23 protein-coding genes and 1 pseudogene are annotated in these 26,018 nt (G+C 40.5%); 16 read left to right on the top strand and 8 right to left on the bottom strand.

Annotated features, from left to right (window positions below; all coding sequences use genetic code 11):
• Positions 1 to 158: 158 nt before the first annotated feature.
• From mnmC to JFY49_RS13410, 4 genes are read right to left on the bottom strand one after another with little or no spacing between them, the layout of a single operon-like run.
• Positions 159 to 2,057, bottom strand: a complete 1,899-nt coding sequence (mnmC, locus tag JFY49_RS13425) for an FAD-dependent 5-carboxymethylaminomethyl-2-thiouridine(34) oxidoreductase MnmC (protein WP_200223200.1) — start codon at positions 2,055 to 2,057, stop codon at positions 159 to 161.
• A gap of 56 nt (positions 2,058 to 2,113) precedes the next feature.
• On the bottom strand, positions 2,114 to 2,620 hold the full coding sequence (locus tag JFY49_RS13420; protein WP_180044335.1) for a hypothetical protein: 507 nt from the start codon (positions 2,618 to 2,620) through the stop codon (positions 2,114 to 2,116).
• 4 nt (positions 2,621 to 2,624) lie between these two features.
• Positions 2,625 to 2,927 (bottom strand): YciI family protein, encoded by a 303-nt coding sequence (locus JFY49_RS13415; RefSeq protein WP_180080765.1) that lies wholly within the window; start codon positions 2,925 to 2,927, stop codon positions 2,625 to 2,627.
• A 26-nt stretch (positions 2,928 to 2,953) separates the two neighbouring features.
• Positions 2,954 to 3,568, bottom strand: coding sequence for an inner membrane-spanning protein YciB (locus JFY49_RS13410; RefSeq protein WP_086195898.1), 615 nt, complete (start codon positions 3,566 to 3,568; stop codon positions 2,954 to 2,956).
• A 45-nt stretch (positions 3,569 to 3,613) separates the two neighbouring features.
• On the opposite strand from JFY49_RS13410, the gene JFY49_RS13405 reads away from it, so the two are divergent.
• On the top strand, positions 3,614 to 4,465 hold the full coding sequence (locus JFY49_RS13405) for a PHP domain-containing protein (RefSeq protein ID WP_180080787.1): 852 nt from the start codon (positions 3,614 to 3,616) through the stop codon (positions 4,463 to 4,465).
• A 119-nt stretch (positions 4,466 to 4,584) separates the two neighbouring features.
• Here JFY49_RS13405 and JFY49_RS13400 read toward each other — a convergent pair whose 3' ends face one another.
• Both JFY49_RS13400 and radC read right to left on the bottom strand, forming a co-directional pair.
• Complete coding sequence (locus tag JFY49_RS13400; RefSeq protein WP_086195896.1) at positions 4,585 to 5,496, bottom strand: bestrophin family protein; 912 nt, start codon at positions 5,494 to 5,496, stop codon at positions 4,585 to 4,587.
• 82 nt (positions 5,497 to 5,578) lie between these two features.
• Complete coding sequence (gene radC, locus JFY49_RS13395) at positions 5,579 to 6,262, bottom strand: RadC family protein (RefSeq protein ID WP_180175011.1); 684 nt, start codon at positions 6,260 to 6,262, stop codon at positions 5,579 to 5,581.
• 112 nt (positions 6,263 to 6,374) lie between these two features.
• Between radC and coaBC the strand changes: the two genes are divergently transcribed.
• Together coaBC and JFY49_RS13385 are read left to right on the top strand one after the other, a co-directional pair.
• Complete coding sequence (gene coaBC / locus JFY49_RS13390) at positions 6,375 to 7,640, top strand: bifunctional phosphopantothenoylcysteine decarboxylase/phosphopantothenate--cysteine ligase CoaBC (protein WP_200223199.1); 1,266 nt, start codon at positions 6,375 to 6,377, stop codon at positions 7,638 to 7,640.
• Positions 7,641 to 7,795: 155 nt separating this feature from the next.
• The gene (locus JFY49_RS13385) at positions 7,796 to 8,173 is read left to right on the top strand and encodes a cytochrome b562 (protein WP_200223198.1); all 378 of its coding nucleotides are present in this window, start codon (positions 7,796 to 7,798) and stop codon (positions 8,171 to 8,173) included.
• A 184-nt stretch (positions 8,174 to 8,357) separates the two neighbouring features.
• Here the strand turns inward: JFY49_RS13385 and dusA are convergent, their stop codons facing one another.
• Positions 8,358 to 9,389, bottom strand: coding sequence for a tRNA dihydrouridine(20/20a) synthase DusA (dusA, locus tag JFY49_RS13380; RefSeq protein ID WP_200223196.1), 1,032 nt, complete (start codon positions 9,387 to 9,389; stop codon positions 8,358 to 8,360).
• A 131-nt stretch (positions 9,390 to 9,520) separates the two neighbouring features.
• On the opposite strand from dusA, the gene xerC reads away from it, so the two are divergent.
• Complete coding sequence (xerC, locus tag JFY49_RS13375; protein WP_200223195.1) at positions 9,521 to 10,654, top strand: tyrosine recombinase XerC; 1,134 nt, start codon at positions 9,521 to 9,523, stop codon at positions 10,652 to 10,654.
• On the opposite strand, the gene JFY49_RS13370 is transcribed toward xerC, so the two are convergent.
• Positions 10,623 to 10,919: a pyocin activator PrtN family protein gene (locus tag JFY49_RS13370; protein ID WP_200223194.1), complete on the bottom strand. Its 297-nt coding sequence runs from the start codon at positions 10,917 to 10,919 to the stop codon at positions 10,623 to 10,625. The genes xerC and JFY49_RS13370 overlap by 32 nt on opposite strands.
• Positions 10,920 to 11,056: 137 nt before the next feature.
• Between JFY49_RS13370 and JFY49_RS13365 the strand changes: the two genes are divergently transcribed.
• The 12 genes and pseudogenes from JFY49_RS13365 (at position 11,057) to JFY49_RS13305 (ending at position 25,932) form a co-directional block, all read left to right on the top strand.
• Entirely contained in the window at positions 11,057 to 12,220 is a 1,164-nt protein-coding gene (locus JFY49_RS13365) for a hypothetical protein (protein WP_200223193.1), read from the top strand.
• A 256-nt stretch (positions 12,221 to 12,476) separates the two neighbouring features.
• A complete protein-coding gene (locus JFY49_RS13360; protein WP_200223192.1) occupies positions 12,477 to 15,026 on the top strand; it encodes a hypothetical protein in 2,550 nt (849 codons plus the stop codon).
• Between the two features lie 280 nt (positions 15,027 to 15,306).
• Entirely contained in the window at positions 15,307 to 16,281 is a 975-nt protein-coding gene (locus JFY49_RS13355; protein WP_200223191.1) for an inovirus-type Gp2 protein, read from the top strand.
• A 103-nt stretch (positions 16,282 to 16,384) separates the two neighbouring features.
• Positions 16,385 to 16,663, top strand: a complete 279-nt coding sequence (locus JFY49_RS13350; RefSeq protein ID WP_200223190.1) for a hypothetical protein — start codon at positions 16,385 to 16,387, stop codon at positions 16,661 to 16,663.
• Between the two features lie 22 nt (positions 16,664 to 16,685).
• The gene (locus tag JFY49_RS13345) at positions 16,686 to 17,720 is read left to right on the top strand and encodes a DUF932 domain-containing protein (protein ID WP_200223188.1); all 1,035 of its coding nucleotides are present in this window, start codon (positions 16,686 to 16,688) and stop codon (positions 17,718 to 17,720) included.
• Positions 17,721 to 17,907: 187 nt separating this feature from the next.
• Positions 17,908 to 18,966, top strand: a complete 1,059-nt coding sequence (locus JFY49_RS13340) for a YqaJ viral recombinase family protein (protein ID WP_200223187.1) — start codon at positions 17,908 to 17,910, stop codon at positions 18,964 to 18,966.
• 194 nt (positions 18,967 to 19,160) lie between these two features.
• Positions 19,161 to 19,944: pseudogene (locus JFY49_RS17575) on the top strand (hydrolase or metal-binding protein); the annotation flags it as partial.
• A gap of 353 nt (positions 19,945 to 20,297) precedes the next feature.
• Positions 20,298 to 22,028: a type I restriction-modification system subunit M gene (locus JFY49_RS13325; RefSeq protein ID WP_200223185.1), complete on the top strand. Its 1,731-nt coding sequence runs from the start codon at positions 20,298 to 20,300 to the stop codon at positions 22,026 to 22,028.
• Positions 22,018 to 23,421: a helix-turn-helix domain-containing protein gene (locus JFY49_RS13320; RefSeq protein WP_200223184.1), complete on the top strand. Its 1,404-nt coding sequence runs from the start codon at positions 22,018 to 22,020 to the stop codon at positions 23,419 to 23,421. The genes JFY49_RS13325 and JFY49_RS13320 overlap by 11 nt, the downstream gene beginning before the upstream one ends.
• A complete protein-coding gene (locus tag JFY49_RS13315) occupies positions 23,418 to 24,722 on the top strand; it encodes a restriction endonuclease subunit S (RefSeq protein ID WP_071210085.1) in 1,305 nt (434 codons plus the stop codon). The genes JFY49_RS13320 and JFY49_RS13315 overlap by 4 nt, the downstream gene beginning before the upstream one ends.
• Positions 24,723 to 24,724: 2 nt before the next feature.
• Positions 24,725 to 25,435: a DUF3800 domain-containing protein gene (locus JFY49_RS13310; protein ID WP_071210086.1), complete on the top strand. Its 711-nt coding sequence runs from the start codon at positions 24,725 to 24,727 to the stop codon at positions 25,433 to 25,435.
• Positions 25,432 to 25,932, top strand: a complete 501-nt coding sequence (locus JFY49_RS13305) for a hypothetical protein (protein ID WP_071210087.1) — start codon at positions 25,432 to 25,434, stop codon at positions 25,930 to 25,932. The genes JFY49_RS13310 and JFY49_RS13305 overlap by 4 nt, the downstream gene beginning before the upstream one ends.
• Positions 25,933 to 26,018 lie beyond the last annotated feature (86 nt).

Here is a 26,018-nt window from a genome sequence, read left to right as displayed (position 1 = left end):
CAGCTGCAAAAAAAGAAGCGCCGAAAGGCGCTTTTTTATTGGTAATGATTGAATAAAAGAATGCTCTCCCTAACCCTTATTTGTACAGAATTTTAAAAGTAGTGCTTTACAATCTGCTCAGCAGAAGGAAACGCCTCCCTTTTTAAAAGGCTGCAGGATTAGACCTGAGGCTTAAAATATGGTTTCTTGGATTTTACTTTCTTCTGAAAACGTGTCGCGTTCAATTTTTTGACCAAGTTCGCAGGCACAGGGCAGGCTTCCCCTAAGATTTGCGCTGCTAATATTTCACTGCACAGTGGCGCAAATAAAAAGCCTTTCGAACCTAGGCCGGCAAAGCTATAAATTTCCTCATTCGCTTTCATTTTTCCCAGTAATGGAAAATAGTCTTGGCTCTGAGCACGTACTGAAGCACGACCTTGCCAAGTATGCACATCGTTTAATGATTGTGCATAAGTTGGAAAAACACTGTGGATAAGATCGTAGTTATGCACATGATCTTCTAACAGAATTTCAGCATCATCACGGTTTGGATAGAAGGATGCACCGAGAATTAAATGCTCATCATCGAGCTGCATACAGTAACCACCGTAGCTGTATGCTGTGTCTTGGCTAAGGGGATGATTTTTATTGTTTACCCAACTGACTTGTCCGCGAATCGGTTTAAGCATTGGAAAATTTTCAAAGAATTGTGCTGTTTCACGTGCAGTACACACAATTACATGATCAAACTCACCTAATAAATTTTCTTCGGCAAAGAGTTTAACTTTGTCATGTTGTTGGATGCTCGTGATTTTGGCTTGCTGATAATCAATCTGAGCATGTGTCAAAATTTCAGCACGCAGTTGATGCGGTGAAACAGCACCTGCTTCGAGTAAGTTTAAGCTTGGAAAATCAGTTTCAATCTCTTGTTGATCGGCTGCTTGTATCGCAACAATCTCTATCGGATATTCATCGGCCAAACCTAATAAGACTTCAGGATTTTTCAGTGCTAACTGGCTGACTTGAATCGGGCGAAATGCTTTAAATTTTGCATAATGATTTATGGCATGCTGCCAGGCCAGAGTCATTAAATGATCTGCACTTTGTTCAATCGGACAAAGTTTGGGATTCAGCAAGGCCAGTGGATTACCAGAGCCACCGGAAAGGGGTGATGTCTGATCGTAAATCGTAACTTGATGGCCACGCTGAGCAAATGCCCAGGCACAGCTTAAACCTGCGATTCCTGCGCCAATAATCGCAATCTGGCGCTGTTTAAAAATCGCAGTGCTTAGTTCAGTTTGTTTTTCAGTGGAATTTAAATCATTGCAAGATTCAGATTGTTGTTCAGGTGCATTCCAGATGGCTTTGAGCATCTCACGTTTATGTCCAAAACCACGCGGACGTGTAATGGAAATACCGTGATTTTTTAAGCCACGTTTCAGTACACCAGCCACACTGAACGAAGCAAAAGTGCTGTCGAAACCGGATAAACGCACGATGTTGTTGAGAACATTTTCTTCCCACATATCCGGATTGCAAGATGGGGCAAAGCCATCCAGAAACCATGCGTTGACTGTTGCTGTTTTCTCCATCACGGGAAAGACATCATGGGCATCGCCTAGCCATAAATCTAGGCTAAAACGCTCATCTGGAAAGGATAAACGATGACAGCCTGCTATCGGCATTGGGTACTGTGCAATCAGTTGATCAGCTAAAGGTTTCAGTTCCGGCCATGCATTTAAGGCACGAATCAGGTCAGCTTTGGTGAGTGGAAATTTTTCTACAGATATGGCATGCAGATGGCTTTGATTATCCGGGCGAACCTGTTGCCAGAGTTGCCATAAGGCCAGAATATTTAAACCGGTGCCAAACCCGGTTTCACCGACACAGAAATATTCGAAGTCATTCAGCTTGGCCAGGCGGGTCGATAAATCATTGCCATTTAAAAACACATGCCGTGTTTCAAGCAGGCCATTATCTTTAGAGAAATAGACATCGCCAAATTGTTTGGAAACGGGAACATCAATTCCATCGACGTGTTGCCAATCCAGATCGGCAGTTTGAATAGGATGAGACAAACCTAAATAACCTTTAAATCAAGCTGTAAAACTAAATGAAGCAGTAAACATCGTCATTACCACTGACGACGACGTTTGGTATAGACATAACTGGCAATCAGGAAGCCCAGCAACACGCCGACGGCAATCGTCGCTGCACCATATAAAAACATCTGGGCACTACGTTCGCTTTGCAACACCTGCACCTGAACGCCCAAACTATCGTTTTTCAATTGCAGTTCCTGGTTTTGTGACAAGGCATCTAAATTGGCTTTTTCCAATTGCTGTAAGCGAGTGGCCTGATCTTTAACCAGTGCCTTCACTTTGGCATCTTGCACTGCTTTATTCTTGGCAATTTGTTCTGCAGTCAGAGGTTTGGCCTCCAAAGGTAAACCATTGGCATCCAGCTTAGTAGCAGGAACAGTACCCGGCTTATTTGCAGCTAAAGTTTGTGGTGGAGGTGTTGCAGTCGTTGCTTGAGCAGCAGGGGCTACAGCAGGTGTCGGAGCAGGAGCAGATTCCACCGCCCAAGCTGTTGAACAGATTAAAGAGAAACCCAATAAGCTTGAAACTACAACACGCATGATTTTATCCTTGAGGGAAAGCTTTATTAAAAAGTTTCACATCAATATGAGCATAGACGCCTTCTTTTAAGAAAGGTTCATCTTGTAGCCATGCATCCAGGGATTCGCGGTTTTCAAAGTCAACAATAATCGTGCTGCCATAAAAACCTGCCTGTGGATTGCCGGGATCTTTAGGCATGGCACCTGCCACAATTAAACGACCCTCATCATTTAATTTTTGCAGACGTTCCAAATGTTTTGGACGTGTAGCTAGACGTTTTTCGACTGTACCCTCGTTATCGGTACACGTTACGACGAATAAAGGCATATTCTTTCTCGATCAGTTGACCTGAATTATGCTTCAGGCGACTTAAAATATTTGCGCAAGACAATAAACTGAACAATGATAAAGGAAAACATCACAATCATGTCACCAAATGCGGTAAATTCGCCCCAATATTTTCCGCCCGCAAATAGAAAAGCGAAAAAAACATGCAGGAATGACATGAACGCGAACATGCCGGCCCAGGCAAAGTTTAAATTTTTCCAGCCTTGGGCGGTTAAATTAAAGATGGGACCAAATAAACGCTGAATCAAAGGTTTCTTATCTTTGGTAAAATAAGGTGAAAGCAGGAAGGCACCCGCAAAAACGATATTTAAAAGCGCTGCTTTCAAACGGATATAAAAATCATCGCTCAGCATTAAGGTGATACCACCAAAAATGACCGTCATAAACAGCACAATCCATTGCTGTTTATCCAGGCGGAATTTCTGGCTGACAAATAAGATGCCATACACCACCAGCATTGAGATGATCAGACCTGCGGTAGCCACCAAAATGTTATTATTATCAATACCTCCCGCTGAGCCGATCAAATGTAATAGCGGATGCTCGGTATCTTTTGGATCAACAGTTTTATATAAATAAAAGAAAATAATGAGTGGCACAAAGTCTAAAAGTGCTTTCATGTTAGAGTATCTAAATCTGATCAAATAAATGACATAGTATAAGTGATGCAAGGCGTAGATTTACATACACATAGTAATATTTCTGATGGAACTTTGTCTCCAGAACAACTTGTGCATGCAGCCGTGGAAAAAGGCATTCATACCCTTGCGCTGACGGACCACGATAGCATGGATGGCTTAAAATTAGCTGAAAATATTGCACAGGATTTACCATTGAACATTATTTCCGGTGTGGAAATTTCCAGCCAATGGTCGCGTCCGGCAACGAAAAAAAACTATGCTGTACATGTGGTTGCATTGAATATGCAAAACCCAGAACCGTTACTTGCCTTACTGGAGCAGCAAAAACAGATTCGTGCAATTCGTGCCAAACAGATTTGTGATTTGCTGGTTCCGTTGATTGGTGAGGATATTTATGCCGAGGTGATTGCCAAAGTGGAGGGTGTTGCAGACCGGATTACCCGAACGCATATTGCGAAAACTTTGGTAGAAAAAGGTTATGTGAGTCGACCCCAACAGGCCTTTGATAAATATATTAAAGAAGGCAAAAAGGCCTATGTGAAATTTGATGGCTTGGGCTTAGAAGAAACTATTCAGGTGATTCATGAGAGTCAAGGTTTCGCTGTGCTGGCGCATCCGACAAAATATGATTTATCAGCAACTAATATCCGTTATCTGATTGAAATTTTTTCAAAGTTTGGTGGGGATGCCGTGGAGCTTCCACCTGCGATTGAGCCGGCTTCAACCCGGCAGATGGTCGATCGGATGATTGAACAGTTTGGGCTTAAGGTCTCTGTGGGCAGTGATTTTCATGGTGACAATATGCCGTGGATCAAGCTGGGCAATATTCCGCGCGTTAAGGAAGGACAGGTAGGGGTTTGGGAGAGTTTTGTTTAGTTATGTTTAGTTATGTCCTCATTCCCTTGCAGAACAATGTTCCTCATCCCAAAGGGAAAAGGAGTTCCCTCTCCTTTAAGGAGATGAGAAGCACAGCTTCGTAAAGGAGAGGTCATAAATTAAAGCAGATTATTATCTTGTGCCTGAATAGGTGGCGGGGTTGGCTTACCTAAGGTGCTCAATAATTCAATTTCGATGGTGCGTACCAATGAATCTAAGGGCAGGTCATTGCTTTGGGTACCAAACGGTTCTTCGATTTCTGAACTTAAAGCATCCAGACCCAGAAAAGTGTAGGCCAAAATACCGACCATTAAAGGCGTCGCCAAACCCAAGGTTGAACCCAGGCTAAACGGTAGCATAAAACAGAAAAAATACACGGTACGATTCAGCAGCACCGAATAGGCAAAAGGTAAAGGGGTGGTGGCAATACGGTCACAACCGGTTTGAACCCGACTCAGTTCAGCCACATGCTGGTTCATTTGAGTATAAATAATGTCGGAAATTTCACCTTCTTTCAGCGCCTGCATCAATTCCCATTGAATCAGGCTCAAGGTGTATTGCGGTGCATTGGCCTGCTGGTAAAGCTGGGTTATAGCCTGTTGGCTCATGCCGCTGGTTTCTACTAGTGCCTTAGGATTAGCTGTCTGGTGACGCAAACGGTCACGCAGTACATTGGCAAACACAATCACGTGCTGAATAATGCGTTCACGACGTCCTTGGCTGAGCATGCGACAATCACGGTCAAAATGCCGGGCATTGGCAATCAACATACCCCAAAGTTTACGGGCCTCCCACCAGCGGTCATAACAGGCGGTGTTTTTAAAGCCGAGAAAAATCGATAGCACCACCCCAATTAAGGTAAAGCCTACCAGTGGAAGTTCCGGAAAATGAAAGTAACCAATATAGGACAGACCGCCAATCACTGAGGAGATCAGCATGACTACACCTAAAGGCGGCAAAACCTTGGGCAGGATGGTTCCGCGCCAGGAAAAGAGCAGCTTGAATACACTAGGTTGATCACGAACAATCATGTTATTAGTATCAGCAAAATTTTTTGTTGATCTTCAGTGTTAGCAGGTCTTTTGTCAATATTTGCCAGCATAATTGTTGCGTTTAAATCAGCCCCAGTTCAGCCAATGAGCAGGTTCCTTCTGGTGACACGATACAATGGTCAATCAGCTTGATTTCCAATAATTGACAGGCTGTTAGAATACGCCGGGTAAGCTCAATGTCGGCACGGGAAGGCTGAGCTATTCCCAAAGGATGATTGTGTGCAATCACGATACTACTGGCATGTTGATGGATCGCATAGCGCAGCAATTGATTTGTAGAAATTTCACACGAATTAAGCGAACCATAGAACATTTTTTTAAAGCTAATTTTTCTTAAATGCGCATCAAGGCAAAGTACCGCAAAAACTTCCTGCATTTCACCCAGTAATTCGAATTTCAAAAAATCCAGGAGTATTTTTGAATTGCTTAATTCTATTTTTTCCTGCTGCAAATGGGTGGAAATATAGCGTCGTCCCAATTCCTTCACTGCAATCAGTTGGGCATATTTGCTTACCCCGATACCATGAAACTGGCTTAAATCCTGAAGCTCGGCATCCAAAATAGAGTTCAGCCCACCAAAATGCTGCAATAACAGGCGGGATAGTTCCACGGCAGAATGTTGCTTGGAACCGGAGCGTAAAAAGATGGCCAGCAGTTCCGCATCTGACAGACTGGCAGCACCTTGTTGAATCAGCCTTTCACGTGGACGTTCCTGTTCAGGCCAGTGTTTAATCGATAAATTCATTGTTTTTAGACTTTTTTGTTATTAGTAATGATTATTAACCAAGTTGCCGACTTGGGGATGACTTTATTTAATGCTATTGTGAGCGCCACTGCAACAGAAAGGTAGCCTGTTCGTGAGCTTCGATTTGAGTGTGATTCCAAATAAAAACATTGTTTTAGCGGTAACTGGTGGTATTGCGGCATATAAAAGTGCCATTTTGGTCCGTCGTTTAAAAGATGCGGGCTTTAATGTCCGTGTGGTGATGACGCAGGGGGCACAAGCTTTTATTACCCCGCTAACATTCCAGGCCTTGTCTGGAAATCCGGTACATACTGAATTACTCAATCCTGAAGCCGAAGCCGGCATGGGCCATATCGAATTGGCGCGTTGGGCTGACTTACTGCTGGTTGCCCCGGCAACTTGTGACACGTTGGCAAAGTTTGCGACAGGTTTGGCTGATGATTTACTCAGTACTTTATATCTGGCAACCAAAGCACCGGTTTGGGTAGCCCCGGCCATGAACCAGCAAATGTGGGCAGCCAAAGCCACACAGCGCAATTTAAATACCCTGGTGGAAGATGGCGTGCATGTGATTATGCCGGATGCCGGATCACAGGCCTGTGGCGATGTCGGTTTGGGACGTATGCCTGCACCGGAAGATTTAGCGCGACAAGTCACCGAGTACTTCCACAAGGCTCAGCGTGCGATTGCAGAAAAGTTTGGCATGCTGGCCGGTAAACATGTAGTGATCACAGCAGGACCTACACGTGAAGCGATTGATCCAGTCCGTTATATTTCTAACCATAGTACCGGCAAGATGGGCTTTGCCCTGGCTGCGGCCTGTTATGCAGCAGGTGCAAAAGTCACTTTGATTGCAGGACCGGTCAGTCTGGATACCCCAAATGGTGTGCGCCGTATTAATGTACAGTCTGCAATGCAGATGCTGGAACATAGTATGGATCAGTTGGATAAAGGCTGTGACATCTTTATTGCCACGGCGGCGGTGGCGGATTACCGCGTGGCAGAAATTGCCGAGCATAAAATCAAGAAAGCCGGCGATGAACTGAATGTGGCTTTAATTAAAAATCCGGATATTGTGGCAACCATTGCCCAGCAACAAAAACGTCCATTTATGGTGGGATTTGCTGCTGAAACCCGCAATGTTGAAGAATATGCAGCGGGTAAGCTGGTGGCGAAAAAACTGGATATGATTGCCTGTAATGATGTTTCACGTCCTGACATCGGTTTTGCCTCTGATGAAAATGCCATGATTGTGTTCTTTGCTGAGCAGTATCAAATGCAGCAGCGAGATCTGGAAAAAGCATTGAAACAGGAAATCGCCCAGCAGCTGGTGGAAGCGATTCATGATGCATTGCATCATAAAATGCAGCCTGTTTAAAAAAAGCGAGACCATAGAATAAAATGCAACATTTCCGTTGCATTTTTTATGGCATCTACACTATGTTTAACGCTTAAAGTGCAAATGTTCAGAACAATTTAACTGTAACAATAAGCTTCTTATTTTTTGAAACGTATCTTTACAAGGACATCAACATGATCAAAAAAACTGTAGCCACAGTGATTTTTTCTGCCGCTTTGTCGTTCAGTAGCCTGGGTTTTGCCGGTGCGCTTGAACAAAATATGATGACGCTTGGAAAAAACTTTAAAATGTTTAACAAGGCTGATAATCAGAAGGATGCACTGAAAGCACTGGATAATATGAAGGCTGCTGCTTTAGATGCAAAAAAAGTGAAGTTAAAAGCTCATGATGCAAACGCACCAAGCTCAGATGCTTTATACAGTCAATTGCTGGTGGAGATTGAAAAAACCAGATTATTGGTTCAAAGTGGTAAATTGGACCAAGCCAAAGTAGAAGGCAAAAAAATTGCTCTGGTGAAAGATCAGGGACATGCGGTTTATAATCATCACTAATTTAATGTACATTTACCGTTTAAGGTTTGGAAGGGTGAAGTTAGATTAAGCACATCGTTTTATCTCGTGATTGTCAGATGAACTGTGTAAATCTTGCTTCAGCAAGCCTTATGCATAATTTAAATAAAAAATGCCAGCCCATTCAGCAATAGGCTGGCATTACTTTTTATGAGGATAGTTGCAATCAACTTGATGCTAGATGTGCCTGATTTTCTCTGACATACTCTTCAGTACGTTGCATGGCTTCCTGAATATTAATCAAGGCTGTTTCTACATCTTTTAGGGTTTTGGCATTGCCGCCACTTAAAGCCTGACGCCATTTACGTGCACCCGGCAAGTTCTGGAACAACCCGAGAATATGACGGGTGATAATCGAAAGTGGAGCACCTTCCTGCATGCGTTTAGCAATATACGGCATCATTTGCGCCATAATATCAAAACGGTCAGGCGCTTCCAGGTTCCATAATTGTCCCAGTTCAGCCAATAAATATGGATTGTGATAAGCCTCACGACCAATCATCACCCCATCGACATGTTTTAAATGCACTTGGGTTTCGGCAAAGGTTTTGACCCCACCGTTAATTTCAATCAGCAGATTTGGACGGTCTTGTTTTAAACGGTACACATCTTCATAACGTAAAGGCGGAACATCACGGTTTTCTTTCGGCGATAAGCCCTGAAGCAAGGCAATACGTGCATGTACGATGAAATTGTCACAACCGGTTTTTGCCACAGTATCGACAAAATGCAGCATTTCTTCATAAGACTGCATGTCGTCAATACCAATACGGTGTTTGACAGTGACAGGAATATCCACGGCATTACGCATTTCGCCAATACATTCAGCAACCAGGTCAGGTTCTGCCATTAAGCACGCGCCAATTTTGTTGTTTTGTACGCGGTCACTGGGGCAGCCCACATTCAGGTTGACTTCATCATATCCCCAGTCTTGAGCCATTTTAGTACAGGTTGCCAAGTCTTTTGGATTTGAACCGCCAAGCTGTAACACGATTGGATGTTCTTCATTGTTATAGTCCAAATGACGTTCTGCACCACCAAATAGAATGGCACCAGTCGTCACCATTTCGGTGTACAGAATAATATTTGGGTTAAACAGGCGGGCAAAAAAACGGTAGTCACGTGTGGTCCAATCCATCATCGGTGCAACACTGATTCGTGGATTCTGTGTGTTGCTGGGGTTTGATAATATATTCATTGAAAATCAACCTTTTGAATCAGTGTTGTGTTGAATTTATTTACATCTATTTCATCTTATTTTGCTCTTTTTAAAATTTGATTTACGCCATAAATGCGCCATAATAAGTAAAAATATCATAAGGCGTAAAAATGGGTACAATCACGCAGCGTAAGTTAGTCGATGGATCAATACGCTATCGTGCTGAAATTCGAATCAATCGCAAAGATTTACCGATATATAAAGAGAGTAAAACATTTGGATCGAAGAAAGTTGCAGCAATTTGGTTAGCAAAAAGGGAAGCTGAAATAGAAGAAAATCCTGAAATTTTGTTTGGTCAAGAGGATGTAATAGATTTAACTCTTACTAACGCTATTTCGAAATATTTGGCGGAAGTAGGAGCTGAGTATGGACGCACTAAAACATATTCACTCAAACTTATTCAGAAGTTTCCAATCGCGCGGCATGTTATCACAAAAATTAAATCGACTCATATTGCTGAACACGTGGCCCTACGCAAAAAGGGTATTGAAGATCTAGGGCTTGTACCTGTTGCATCTAGTACACTCCAGCATGAGCTGTTACATATTAGAGGTGTACTATCTCATGCAGCGGTGATGTGGGATATAGATATTGATCTAAATGCTTTCGATAAAGCAACAGCACAGTTAAGAAAGACACGCCAAATTTCTTCAAGTCAAAAAAGAGATAGGCTTCCAATGAATGAAGAGTTGGTGGCATTGACGAAGTATTTTGTCCAAAAATGGCGTAATCCTGCTTATAGTTATCCAATGCATTTAATTATTTGGTTTGCGATCTACTCATGTAGACGTGAAGCGGAAATAACTCGAATGGAATTAAATGATTTTGACAGGCATAACAATTCATGGAAAATACGTGATTTGAAAAACCCAACGGGCTCTAAAGGTAATCATAAAGAATTTAATGTATTGCCTCAGTGTAAAAAAATTATTGAGCTTTTATCAGAGAAGAATGTCAGGGCTAGAATGCTGAAGAGAGGTTATTCGGACGAATATCTGATACCTCTTAGCCCAAAAACAATAGGTGGTGAATTTAGAAAAGCTTGTAAGTTGCTTGGAATAGAAGATTTAAAATTTCATGATTTGAGACATGAAGGATGTACTCGTTTAGCTGAACAAGGATTAACTATCCCCCAGATACAGCAAGTAAGTTTGCATGATTCATGGGGGAGTTTGGAGCGATATGTATCTGTCAAACGAAGAAAAGATGTGCTTAATTTTGAGCAGATGTTAGAGCAGTTCTAGTATATTTTTCAAAATCTTTTGCTTGGGCTTGATATCTTTCATTAAGCACAAAAGCTAAGTCATTAATATCAACTAGATATGGAGATTTTTGACTTTCATCTACTTTAAAGCAAAGAAATGGGAATTCCATTTTTCTAGCTTTTTCTAAAAGCTTGGCTTTATTCAAGTGTGGATAATAGATAGCTCCAACTTGTTCAAGTGTTGGAGTTGTCGTCCTAAACTGTAAAAATAAATAGTCAGATAAACTAATCTTGGCAGCTTTCATCTTTTTTCCTACTAATCAATATATTTGAACAGGGTTTTTGCAAAAAAAACAGCATCGGGGCTGTTGAAATCATTGTAAATAAGTTCAAATAAGTAATAATTCTGAAATAAGGTGAACTTTTTTACGCATAAGGTTTTATGCCAAAACTAAATGATTTTCAAAACAGTACGATTACTTTATTAGACTACCTATATTTCCATGACATTATGGCAATGGAGACTTTTTCAGATGAAAAGTTAAGTATATACGGTAGATTGGATGGCTTACTGGAATCGATATCAGACAAGCGTACTAGTGGTGATTTAAGGATTGAGCACTACAAGCATTTATTGGTTGTGGGTTTGGATTTTGAACTGACATTTAGAGTGGATAGGGATATTGTAAAAGGAAATGAATATGATCAGATGAAAGAGAATTACCGTATTTATCTGACACAAAAAATTGAACAAGCAGGTTTTAATTTAGATGAATATGAGCAAGATTTAGAGGAACTATTAGCTAGAACACCTATTGGTTCTATTAGTGATGCCGCAGCTTTCAAGATAGTTAGTCAGATGCTCTATTTCGAATACGATAATATTACTATAGGCGTGTTTAGTAAGCTTTTAGATGATGGTATTTTTACAGCGGCTAAATACAACAAAATACATCAAACGATAGATGAGCAATTTCTCAATAAGCTGTTCTTTAGGGCTATGCTATTTCTTGAGTTTGAAGTTCGCAAAAACCAATTAATAAAACAGATAAATTGTGAAGAACAATTTGTAGATTTAAATAATTTGGAAAATTATAAAAAAATCCTAGAGTGTATTGAAGCTCGTGGTAAAGCGCAGTTATTGCAAGGAATTGAGTACGACAGTATTTCTACAGTAAAGACGAAGAATGAGCTAAAAAAATTTCTGATAAATATTGGGGAGCGATTAGAGCATAACCCCATTTTTTCAAATGGCTTGGCTAACTGGATTTCGTTGATTGGTGCTTGGCATGTGATGATCGAAAAAAACACCAATAATGATAGACCATTGTTTATTGAAAACCATTATAAAAGTGATTCATCATGCACTGCATTAGCTCGTCGAAAATTAAAAAAATATGGTTTCGTTATATCAGAAAAAACACTATTTGATAGCTACGATCGTGTTTATGAAATATATAGGTTAATACGCGTAACCATAGACGTACTAGTCAAAAATAAAATGTATGGTCCTCGTGAAAAAGTGCTGACCCAGGATTTTTTTTACAATCCGAATTCTAGCCCACTGTTCAAGAAAAAACTAAAAAAAGCAATGGCTATGATCTAGATTTAGGGTGGTTCATAATGTAATTTAGGTAAGAATTTAATATCTAACCACGCCAAATGGCGTGGTTTTTTTATGCAAAATTTTAATTTTTGTATAAAGGGATAATAGTTAATTTATTGAGGTTTAATAGTTAATAAAATTAGGTATAACAGTAATTTTTTTAAAATTATACTTAAGTCAATCATACTAAATTAAGGGTATTCAGCAGTATATGGATACTATATATTATTAAAAAAATAATCGATAATCTAATAGTATGCAAGACAGTCACTCAAGCACCGATAAAGTTAGCAACATTGATCTTCATTTTAACGATCTAAGTGGTGATCAGATTTTCAGTTTTTTGAAACGCTACTATAACGATACCTATCCGCTTTCTGAGGAGGGGGTGCGAACTCAACCTGAGGGTATTTACTTCGAAGCTATTGAGACATTAGAGCGGTTGCATCATCGCTTGGTTGAGGTATCAGATTTTATAGGTTATGCAAAAATTGATTGGAGGGATGCTGATACAGTACAAAATAAAAATAAAATAAAAAAAATCATCGATTTTTATAATGACTTAGTCATTGATGTAGACCTGATGAAAGTCGGGATGAAGGGTTATGATTTTGCTCCTAAAGTAAAAGCATTTATTCATTTTGTTGACAGTGTGGAAAACTGTAGATTTAGATCGGATGTGCAAGCAAACCCGTGGACGACTGAGGATTTTCCACATGATGAAATTTTTAAAACTGTAGACCAATTTAAGCAGTATTTTGAAGAGCGAAAAAAGAGTTATCGTCCTGCTCTTATACCATCCGAATGGAAAGAACAGGCCAAAGAAGTTGAAAAAGCGATAAGTAAATTTAAGAGGATTACTCAGGCATTATATGTCATAAAGTTTAGTGTGGCTGATTTATCAGAAGATGAGCTTACTAGCCTAGATTCAGATTTTTCAATTGAGCCATACTTAGCCAGACTAACGTCTTCACAAAAGCTAAGAGATTTTATCGAATGGCTCAGTTTGCAGCATATTGTTGGTAAATTACCTTGGATATGTACATGGACTAAGGCTGAGATAGATATCCGGAGGCAAGTACGATTTACAATCGGGATGATATTGGATGCGACTGATCAAGAACTAGAGCCCAAAGGGATTGAGCAGCAGTTAGTTTATGATGTTGCTCAGCAATTGGAAAGAAGTTGGCTTGAGCCATTTATTGTTTTTGATGTTGTACAGTTAGATCAGATATTCGATCAGCTTGGTGGTGGGTTAATTCGTAATATTAAACTGCCTAGTAAAAGAAAAGTAGATTTGATGTTGAAGTGGTATTTAGGTGTTTTTTATCAAGTAGACGCTATCATTCGACCTTCCAATTTGGCAGCAGAGACGGGCTTTGCTGATAGGCCTGTCATTCTAAAAATTAACCGAGAAAAATTAGAACGTATAAATCATGAGCAAGGTCGTAGAGCAAAAGTTAGAACGGTAGGCAATGTTAAACGTCAACTAAGCTGGAACCCAACTAAACTGTTAAAACAAGTCCCCACTCATTTTAATTCTATTCATAGCCTTTATGATGGATTGAAAAATTTTGGAGGATTGACCAATGTTGATATTGAGAAGCTTCAAAAGTTGAACCTGTTCATAGCCTATTTAGGGACGACACGTTTGGATGGTCTACAAACTACGCCGAAAAAGACAAAACCTGAAAAATGGGCTGATGTAGCTCAAATTTACTTGTTATTGCTTCAGGATTGGAATAGTTCGTATCTAGAATTGGGTGACCTAACCGTTTGTCAGCTTGAGCCTCTAGATAGGGAGTTTAGAGGTAGTCCAACTATAAAAGATATACAAGAGGATCTAGAATCAGAAAAATCATTGAAAGCGATAGTTGACGCTCTGAGCAGACTTAAAAGAGCACTTTTAACACAAGAAAAAGTTGCCAGTTTAAAAGTATCAACGAGATTGGTCGAAAAAAATAGTCAATCCGCTATGGCATATCTGAAATACAGCTTTAAACAAAATTCGGTGTTATTGCGCTTTAAGATTGATAATTTCGAGAGTGATCTTGAATTGAGTACGCTGAAAAATTTATTTACACAGTTTATGAAGTCGATTGGTCGGGCACCTAAACGGATAGGAGCTGAGCTAGATGCTTATATCGGTTATTTTGTTCCTGAAGGAAAACGCTACTCTATTGATTGTACGGCAATATTTTATCCTAGGGATAATGTATCTACTCAGGATGTTCGAGAAAGCTTTGATGATTATTGGCAGGACTTTATAGACAAGTATGTTAACACCACGCAGCCTGAGTTTGATCAATTAATTTTATCGATTATACCTACTCTTTGGGCGGAAGGTGGTAATTCAGATCCTTTGGTGGTAAACAAAACTGACAAACTTATTCCTCAGCTTAAAAAAGATCTAGTGAGTTTTTATACTGCATATGAATACATACGGGCATGTAAAATTGCACAGAATCAAGGGGGGAAAAGACCTGAGTTGTTCTTAAGAGGCAGAATTCGAAAGCCTGTTTTTAAAGATAAAGAAGTTAAAAAATTACAACAGCCTATAAGTATCGTCCAGTCATCTGAAGTGGACTCTTTAGTTGACGAAACTGTATTAATAACTGATAACACCATGCAGCAAGTTAATACTGAAATGATTGAGGATGTTAGGCTTCAAAATGATGATAGTTCAAATGTAGTTGTTGATGATCATGAACAGCAAGCGCAAGGCATAGTTAATAAGGGTCTGTATCAAAGAGCACTAAAAATGGCTGCCAGCATTGAGCCGTTGATACCCAAAAAGCATGAGTAATGATTATCATGCTTTTGTAGTTTTGCAAAAAAAGTTGTCGCTTTGTCGTGTATAGAATTTTTCCCGTACTTTATTGGATATTAAGCGTTTTGACTATAAGGCTGACTTACAAGAAGTAGTTCAAAGCTTAATAGGTAAATAAGGTTATATATTCTAATATTAATCAATATTATAGATCTACTTGTTATATAGGGACTTACTAATCTAAGCTTATTTAACTCTATAAGTATTTTCTTAATGATCTGACCTATAGCTATGTATTAACAACAGGTACATAGCAATGGAACAAACTAAGATCAACCATTCTCCACTGATTACATCAATTGAGAACTTTGTAGAAGATACGATTAATCGTCAAAGACCATGGGATGATTATTGGTCTGAGTTGGTTGATTTACTCAGAGAGTTACAAGATCAGTATAATTCAGATCTGATCTATTCTCCTTATAACAAAGCCATGATTGAGCTGATGTTTGAATTGGAACAAGGTTTAAAAGCATTTCAATATATTCAGAATTCAACTTTAAAAAAACTAAGATTTCGTGATGTGAAGTCAAGATTTCAAAAGTTCCAAAGACAGCATGAACGAGAGGTTCAACGTTTTAAAGAGGATGAGTTAAAAAATCGATGCAAGGCTATGCGATATACAGAATTATTGCTAGAGCATTATTCTAAGTTGGCTGTCATTCGTGTTGATCTTTCTTATAGAGAAGGCCAGCGTAGATTCATTGATATCGTAGACTTTAGACAAGACATTCGAAAATTGCTTGATCGATTACAAGATGGAGATCGGCACTTTAATGATTTACAGGGCTATACCTATGCCTTAGAGCAAGGTAGTCAAAAAGGATATCATGCTCATTTCCTATTTTTCTATGATGGTAGCCGTGTTAAGTTCGATCGTCATATTGCAGATTGTATTATCGATACTTGGAAAGAAATAACAGGAGAGGCTGGGCAAGGATACAATTGCAATACTAAGCAGAATCGTAAAAGTTACCAAGAGCGAGGTAATGATGCTCTAGGTTCTGTGAGTCGGGGAGACCATGCAAAGAGAGCGAATGTTTTGAAGATTGTTAGGTATTTCACAGCGCCTGATAAAACAGAGCAATATCTAAGAGTACGTGACAAAAATATGCAGACTTTTGGTCATGGTAAATTTAATAGACCTTCGCGACGTGCTACTGCTGATACGATTAATCGAGTAATGGAAGAACGACGATTAGAGGGTGGTCGCAAGCGTCCTACGCGTTAATTGAACCAAATCTCAGATATACATTATCTAGGTGAAAACAAAGTTATTTCAACTTTCAGGGCTTGCCAATTGGTAAGCCTTTGTCATTTTGGAGATGTATATTATGAGTTTAATTTGTCCTTACTGCCTATCCGATCAAGTCATCCAGGTTGTGAATCAGCAGGTGAATGCAACTGAGTCATCAGGCTTAGCAGCATCTGCATCATTCGCAACCATTGGTGCATCCATCTCAAAAAGCTTACCTTTGCCTGTATCACCGTTACTCGGTGGACTTGCAGGTGCAGTCATTGGTGGTCTGTTTAGTAGTGTGTTTGATGAACCGAAAAAGCCTGTCACCATGACCTATTACCACTGCAACCAATGTCAGCAGAACTTTCGTTGACTCAGCATAGGAGATCAAATCAATGGCACATCAAATTGAACAAATCGCCTATGTCGGTGAAACCCCTTGGCATGGCTTAGGGAATCAACTTAGTCCAAATCAACCACTCGAAGTTTGGGCACAGCAAGCTGGAATGGATTGGCGTATCGAATCATCTGATGTCAGTTACATGGCTCAGAATGAACGTGGTCAAAACATCATCATGCCATTTGAAGAACAGCGTGTGTTGTATCGCTCAGATACCCATGCACCGTTATCTGTGGTCAGTCAGCGTTATCAGGAAGTACAACCGAAAGAGATTTTGGAGTTTTACCGTGATCTGACTGAACAATCAGGCTTTGAGCTTGAAACAGCAGGCGTGCTGAAAGGTGGTAAAAAGTTTTGGGCTTTAGCACGTACAGGTCAAAGCACAGCATTAAAGGGTAAGGATGTCAGTAATGGCTATATTCTGCTTGCTTCTGCATGTGATGGCACTTTAGCAACCACAGCACAATTCACCAGTATTCGTGTCGTTTGTAACAACACGCTTGCGATAGCTCTGAAAGGAGCAACTGCAAGTTCAGGTGTAGTCAAAGTACCGCACAGCACCAAGTTCGATGCGGAGAAGGTGAAACAGCAATTGGGCATTTCAGTTCGTGCATGGGATGACCATATGTATGAAATGAAACAGCTCTCACAGCGAAAGGTGAGTCAACAGGAAGCGAAGGCTTACTTTGATGCCGTGTTCAACAATAGCAGCATGTCAATTTCTGACCCTGAGGAGAACATCATTCAGTTCTACCGTCAGGTGGCAAGCAATCCACCACAGCAAAACAAAACTGAACCAAATGGAAGAGCAATGACCAAAGCACTCGATATGTTTAACGGACAGGGACGAGGGGCAGATCTTTCATCTGCCAAAGATACGGCTTATGGTTTACTGTGTTCGATCACGGAGTTTGTCGATCATGAACGTCGTGCCATGAGTACGGATCATCGTCTTGATTCTGCTTGGTTTGGTGCAGGAGCAGGTCTTAAACAACGAGGGCTAGAACAAGCTCTATCTTTAATCGCCTAAGCTCATGAAAACTACCCCTGCAAGTCTCAACAATTGCTGAATACAGCACACACGTAACACTTTCTACTTTCAACTCGCAATCAACAATCGTTATCAGCAAGCATATCGCCATACCCGACCTCGTGTCGGGTATGGCTTTTTTATGCGCTTCTTTTTTACAAAAACTGAAATTTATAAGGATAGAATCATGAATCAAATCGCACAGATTTCCAATCAACCTATAAAGGTAGGTGTGCAAACAGCTCTACACCCATTAACCGCAACCAAACGAGCAAGTCCTGCAAAACGCTTAGTCAGCACCAAAGATATGGCATATCAAGATTGGCTTGAAGTGCGTAAACAAGGGATTGGCAGCAGTGATGCAGCTACAGCATGTGGCTTAAATCCCTATATGTCGATGCTGGAACTGTGGCTGATCAAGACGGGGCGTCAAACTCAGTCTATTGAAGATGAAAGTGAAGGTCATGCACCTTTATATTGGGGAAAACAGCTTGAACCTTTAGTGGCTGAGTATTACAGCATGCACACCAATAATAAGGTGCGTCGAGTGAATGCCGTATTACAGCACCCAGATCCTGATAAGCATTTCATGTTGGCAAATTTGGATTACTCCGTTGTAGGCAGTGGTGAAGTCCAGATCCTTGAATGCAAAACCGCAGGGGAACATGGGGTAAAACTTTGGCGTGATGGTGTGCCTTTATACGTACTGTGTCAGGTACAGCACCAACTGGCCGTAACCGGCAAACAGGCAGCGCATGTCTGTGTATTGCTCTGTGGTCATGAAACCAAGATATTTAAAGTCACCCGTTCTGAATCGGTGATTGAACATATCGTTAAAGCAGAGCGTTACTTCTGGGAATGTGTAGAAATGGATACTCCACCATCTGTGGATGCCAGTGAATCCGCAGCTAAAGCCATCTTGCAACTCTATCCAGCGCATATCCCGTTGACAGTTGAAGATCTCTCGCAAAATGAAAATGCCAATTTGATGTTCGATAAGCTCATCAAAATGAAGGAAGAGATTCAGCATAAGCAGGAACGCTTCAATGAGCTGAAGCATCAAATCCAAATGTTGATGAAAGATGCAGAACGAGCCACCTTTGCTCACGGCTCTGTGGTCTGGAAGAAAGCTAAGGACTCAATCAGTTTAAATACCAAAGCATTACTTCAGCACCAACCTGAGCTTATTGAGCTTTATCCGCTTGAAAAGCAAGGCAGTCGTCGATTCAGCATCTATACCGACTAAGTGCTATCTACAACACCAAATCAAAAATGCACAAAAATCGCTCCCCGCTCTCTACCCCTCGGTAGAGAGCAAATCGGTCGCGATCTTTGCAGCTAGCAACTAGCTTTTCAACATTTGGGTAACTTATTTGGTCCGTGTTCTGACCTACATATAAGCACTCAGATCTGTAAGGAATTAAATAATGGAGTATCAACATGATCAAAGGTCTAGCGATCACACCGCCTACACTTGGGCGTATCAGTATCGGGCGCGTTGTCGAAAAGAATGGCAAGCGTCTGCCTGAAAAGGATGACCAATTCACCATTACCAGTCAGATCCAAAGCAAAGATGGATGGGTGAAACACCCACTGGATGAACAGCTTCGATCCAATGCACCTAATCAAAAGCTTCGTTCTATCCCAGTCAGAATGATTTTCAATGACCCTGACTTAAACCTACGGGCGGGATACACTGTTTGACCGTCAGACCGGTCGGCCTGTCTGTGTAGGGAATGGGGAAACCTGTCAGCGTTTAACCAACCAAGGTGTGGAACAACATCCGTGCCCATCTCCTGATTTATGTCCCTTGGCTCAAGGTGGACATTGCAAGCCTTATGGGCGTTTGCATGTGAATTTGGATGACTCGGATGAATTTGGAACCTTTATCTTTAGAACCACAGGCTTTAACAGTATTCGCACTTTGGCAGCACGATTAAGTTACTACAGTGCAGCTTCAGGAGGCTTACTGTCATGTCTACCATTGCAACTCACTTTAAGAGGGAAAAGTACCACACAAAGCTATCGCCAGCCGGTGTACTACGTGGATCTAACTTTGCGGGAGGGTATTAGCCTGAATGATGCGATTACTCAAGCCAAGCAAATTGATGAACAGAGCAAGCAGGCCGGATTCTATCAAGAGGCTGTAGATCATATCGCCAGACGAGGTTTTGCCAATGCAAGGTTTGAAACGGATATAGAGGAAGGGGTAGATGTACTGGAAGTACTATCCTGAACAAGAGCAGAACCGAGCGGTGGAGCAACAAGCTTCGCATGAAGTGTTTGTGCAGGATATTCAGCAGGGGTTGCAGCGATCAGTCAGACCAGTCAACTAATCGATTAGTTGGAAAAGAGCAGCTTTTTAGGTTGCTCTTTTTTACGACAGTATTAGTCGTGGGAGTTGTCAAAGTACTATTTTAGCTATGGTTATCCCGTTAAAATGACAAGACTTGATTAATCTCTATTTTTTTTTGTTAAGTGCATGACTTTTAATAGGTCGTAGATATGCTAACTTAGCAACATTGTTTAACATTAAGTATAAAACCAAAGCGGTTGATCTTGGATTGAGGAAATAAAATGCATTCATTGGAACAAAAGTTTCTAAATGACTTAGATGACAAGCTTTGGAAAGCCGCCGATAAATTACGCAGCAGTCTGGATGCCGCTAACTACAAGCATATTGTTTTAGGATTGATTTTCTTAAAGTACGTCTCAGATGCTTTCGATGAGCGTCAGTCTGAACTCAAGGATTTATTTGCTCAGGACGATGATCACAATATCTATTACATGCCGCGTGATCAGTACGGTAGCGAAGAAGAATATCAACAGGCTATTGCTGATGAACTAGAAATACTGGATTACTATCAAGAAAAAAACGTATTTTGGGTGCCCAAAGCGGCACGTTGGTTAAGTATCCGTGATGCAGCCGCTTTACCAATTGGCTCAATTATTTGGCAGGATGAACAAGGTACAGATGTCAAACTGCGTTCAGTATCATGGCTGATTGATAATGCCTTTGATGAAATTGAAAAAGCTAATCCAAAACTTAAGGGTATCCTAAATCGCATTGGTCAGTACCAGTTGGACAATGACAAGTTACTTGATCTGATTAATACCTTCTCTGATACCAGTTTTACCAAGCCTGAATATAATGGCGAGAAACTTAGTCTGCACAGTAAAGATATCCTCGGGCATGTCTACGAATACTTTTTGGGGCAGTTTGCTTTGGCTGAAGGTAAGCAGGGTGGTCAGTACTACACACCTAAAAGTATCGTCACCTTAATTGTTGAAATGTTGCAGCCTTATAAAGGGCGAGTGTATGACCCGGCAATGGGTTCAGGCGGATTCTTTGTATCCAGTGAAAAGTTTATTGAACAACATGCTCAGGAAAAGCATTACAAAGCCTCCGAACAGAAAAAGCATATTTCTATTTATGGGCAGGAAAGCAACCCGACCACATGGAAACTGGCCGCCATGAACATGGCGATTCGCGGGATTGATTTTAATTTCGGTAAGAAAAATGCTGACAGCTTTCTAGATGATCAGCATCCAGACTTGCGTGCCGATTTTGTCATGGCTAACCCACCTTTTAACATCAAAGATTGGTGGCATGCTTCTTTAGAAAGTGATGTGCGCTGGAAATACGGCACACCGCCACAAGGCAATGCTAACTTTGCTTGGATGCAGCACATGCTGCACCATCTGTCACCTACAGGCAGTATGGCATTGTTACTTGCCAATGGTTCAATGAGTTCCAATACCAACAATGAAGGTGAGATCCGTAAAAACTTGATCGAAGCCGATCTGGTGGAATGTATTGTTGCATTACCAGGACAACTGTTCACCAACACGCAAATTCCAGCTTGTATTTGGTTCTTGACCAAAGATAAAAAGAATGGCTTGTCTTTAGATAAAAAGAAAGCTAACCGTGAAGGCAAGACCCTGTTCATCGATGCCCGTAATCTAGGCTATATGAAAGATCGTGTACTGCGTGACTTTACCGATGCCGATATTGCCAAAATCACCCAGACCTTGCACGCATGGCAGCAGGGCGAGAACTTTGAGGGTGAAAAGTATCAGGATGAAAAAGGTTTCTGTTTCTCTGCTGAGCTCAAAGATATTCAGAAGCACGACTATGTATTGACTCCAGGACGTTATGTGGGTGCAGTCGAGCAGGAAGATGATGGCGAGCCATTCGCTGAGAAAATGCTGCGTTTGACTGCTCAGCTCAAAGAACAATTTGCTGAAAGTGCTGTCTTGGAAAGTGAGATTAAAAAGAATCTAAAAGGCTTGGGTTATGAGTTCTGATCATCCTTTATTGCAAGAAATTCAGAAGGGTGAAAGTCAAACCCTTGAATTTAAAGAGCAGTTACCGAAAGGGCAACAGGTCGCAAAGACCCTGATTGCTTTTGCCAATACCAGTGGTGGTAAATTGGTAGTGGGTGTAAGTGATGATCGCCAACTCGTAGGTATTCAAGATGATATTTTTGAGCTGCAAGATCAGATCACTTCAATGATCAATGAGCTGTGTGCGCCCAATATTCTACCTTACATTTATATCGAGAATATCCAAGGCATAGAGTTGCTAGTGATTGAAGTCAGCCGTGGTTCGTTATTGCCTTATTATCTCAAGCCGCAAGGCAAGGCACAGGGAACCTATATCCGTCTAGGTGCAAGTAATCGTGTGGCATCGCCTGAGTATATCCAGCAACTTGAATTGCAACGTCTGAACCAAACTTTTGATGAACAGCCGAATCCGCAATACAGTTTAGATGACATAGATTTACAGCCTTTAAAGCAAGCCTTTGCTGAGGTGGGTAAAGAGCTGTCTTTGCAAAAGATGCGGAATCTTAAATTGATCATTCAGCAGAATGGACAGGATTATCCTAGTCATGGGTTACTCATTTTGTTGGGGCTTTATGAGCAGGTTGAAATCAAATGCAGCCGCTTTAAAGGCACGACCATGACGGTGTTTTTGGATAAAAAAGAATACCGTGGAGACTTATTTAGTCAGTTAACGCAAACAGAGCAATTCATCAAAAACCATCTGCATCTACGTGCTGAAATTCTAGGGTTACAGCGTACAGAAAGTTATGAAATTCCAATCCCTGCTATTCGTGAAGCCTTGGTGAATGCAGTGTTGCATCGTGACTATAGCAATGCAGGGCGTGATATTAAGGTTGGCATTTATGATGACATTCTGAATATTGTATCGCCGGGTGGTTTGCCCAATGGACTGACTGAAGAGGATTTGGCGCAAGGTCGTTCTGAGATTCGTAACCGTGTTTTGGCGCGTGTGTTTAAAGAGCTGGGTTATATCGAGCAGTGGGGCAGTGGTATTGCCCGTATTAAAGATCTTTGTTTACAAGCAGGTAATGCAGAACCTCAACTGAAAGCACAAGGTGATTTTGTCGATTGGGAATTTTATCGTCCTTCGATTGAGCAATTAGGTGGCTCAATAGGTGGCTCAATAGGTGGCTCAATCAAAGAAACTATGCTGACAGATCGTCAAAAAGAGATTTTAAATTTAATTCAACAGAACCCGAAAGTTTCCTATCGTGCTATGGCGGAGCAGCTCTGTATTAATGAGTCAGCAGTGAAAAAGCATCTGAATCATTTAAAAGATGCTGGTTGGCTTGAGCGTGTGGGTGGGACTCGTGGCTATTGGGCAATTAAGAAAAAGTTTGGGGGTGAAGTGTGAGTGATGGATGGTTTAAAACAACGGTTGGTGAATATTCTCCCTTTGTTTATGGGAAAGCTATTAAAAAAGACGATCAGAGAACTATGGGTATTCCAGTTTATGGTTCTAATGGCATATATACCTATTCTGACTCAGCACTAGTACAGCAACATGCTGTAATCATAGGCAGGAAAGGCAGTGTAGGGAAAGTTCATTTAAGTGCTGAAAAGTGCTGGATTAGTGATACAGCTTTTTATGTCATTAAGGATTCTTTGGACGAGTCGTATTTTGTATATTATTTATTGTCCTCGCTAGGGCTTGAGAATATGAATACAGATGCAGCTGTGCCTGGATTAAATAGAGATAATGCGCATCGTTTAGAAATTAAAATCCCAAATAGTATTGAGAAAAGAATTAACTTAGTTGAGCCATTAATTAAGCTTGACCAAAAAATCCATCTCAATAACCAAATTAACCAAACCTTAGAGTCTATCGCCCAAGCTATATTTAAAAGTTGGTTTATCGACTTTGACCCTGTGCGTGCCAAAATTGCAGCCAAACTTGAGGGCAAAAATCCTGAGCTTGCTGCCATGTGTGCTATTAGCGGTAAAAGCGAAGCTGAGCTTGAGCAAATGGCAAAGGAAGATTTTGCAGAGTTACAAGCGACGGCTGCACTGTTTCCTGATGAGTTGGTAGAAAGTGAGCTAGGGGAGGTGCCGAAGGGGTGGGATGCAATAACTTTAGGAAATTTTCTTGAAATTAAACGAGGTGGCTCCCCTAGACCAATTCAAAACTTTATGGCACCTACAGGATATCCATGGGTTAAGATTGCTGATGCAACAGCTGATCCTTCGCCTTTTTTATTTAAAACAAAAGAATTTATTATAAAAGAAGGGCTGAGAAAAACTGTTTATCTCAAAAAAGGTTCATTAATATTAACAAATAGTGCAACACCCGGATTACCTAAGTTTTTAGAATTAGATGCATGTATTCATGATGGATGGTTATATTTTCCTCAAAAAAAACATTTTTCAGATAATTACTTATATTTCTTATTCTTAAAATTAAGAACTCAACTAGTTGCTCAGGGTAATGGTAGTGTTTTTACAAACTTAAAAACAGATATTTTGCGTAATCAAGTTGTTTTAGTACCAACTAAAGAGGTTATTGAAAAATTTGATTTTCAAGTTGGCAAGATATTAGAAATGATGAAAACTCAGTGTATTCAATCCAGTAACTTATCTGATTTGAGAGATACCCTATTACCAAAACTATTGTCGGGTAAGGTTAGTGTATTGGGTTTTCAGGGTGAGGTGGCTTGAACGTGAGTGTTTTTAATATTTATTGTGATGAAAGCTGTCATTTACCTAATGATGGGCAAACAATAATGACACTAGGTTTAATTTGGTGTCCTTTAGATAAAACTAGAGAAATCGCAATTAGACTAAGAGAAATTAAGGCAAGACATAATCTAGCAAGTGATTTTGAAATTAAGTGGACAAAAGTCTCACCATCTAAGGTTTTATTTTATCAAGACATTATAGATTATTTTTTTGATGATGATGATTTACATTTTCGAAGTGTGGTGATTCAAAAATCTGAGATTAATCATGATCTTTTTAATCAGACTCATGATGAATGGTATTATAAAATGATGTTCACTTTAATTGAGCCTGTATTGAAGCCCCATGTAAGCTTTCGGATTTATTTAGATAAAAAAGACACACGGAGTTCAGATAAAGTACATAAATTGCATGATGTGCTTTGCAATAACTTGTATGATTTCAACCGTAATATTGTAGAGCGGGTACAGGTTATAGAATCTCATGCGGTAGAGCAATTGCAACTTGCAGACTTATTGCTTGGAGCAGTTGGGTATATTAATAGAGGGTTGTCTGAAAACTCTGCAAAACAACAACTCATTGAAAGAATTAAAAAAAGATCGGGTTATGAATTAACTCGTTCAACATTATTAAGAGAAAGTAAGTTTAATATTTTTCATTGGCATGGTCGTCCTCATGGAGCTTTTAGATGAGTGAAGATTGGTTGCCAGAGTTGCTACTTTTTAAAGATTCGAATGGTGTGTGGTCAGATTACCTAGAGCGGTTACACCAGCAATTTATCCATGATTTTGTGCATAGTGTCCCGATTTGGGGAAATAAGCGAGTTGCACTCAAACGACACCCTGAATATGAAGGTAAAAGTGCTACTTTTTGGCACATGATTTCTACTGGCGATGATGAGGTAGAAAGATTACCAGATTTTAGACGTTGCGAACGGATCGCTTGGGTACGTTGCATGATAGATCGATTTTCTGAAGTACCACATAAATTAGACAGTCAAGTGATTTGGTGGAAGGAAAAAAGAGGGGCAAATGAATGGCGTTATGTTTTAGCCTTATCTGATTTTAGCTATATGGTTATTGTGGCAGATCGTGGAGAGTATGTACTTCCTTGGACTGCTTATTATATCGAATATGAACATCAAAGAAGGAGGTACAAAAAGAAATGGCAAGAATTTTGGAAGTCTTAAAAGCTGAAACCGCCCAAAAAGGACGGTCTCGTTACTCCTTCTACGCATGGTAGATGAGCTAGGCATATTATAAGCAAACTGATATG

Origin of the sequence: Acinetobacter sp. CS-2, from assembly GCF_016599715.1 — a bacterium.
Taxonomy (GTDB): domain Bacteria; phylum Pseudomonadota; class Gammaproteobacteria; order Pseudomonadales; family Moraxellaceae; genus Acinetobacter.
The sequence above is the reverse complement of the archived record's forward strand: the minus strand, read 5'-3'. Positions and strand labels throughout refer to the sequence as shown.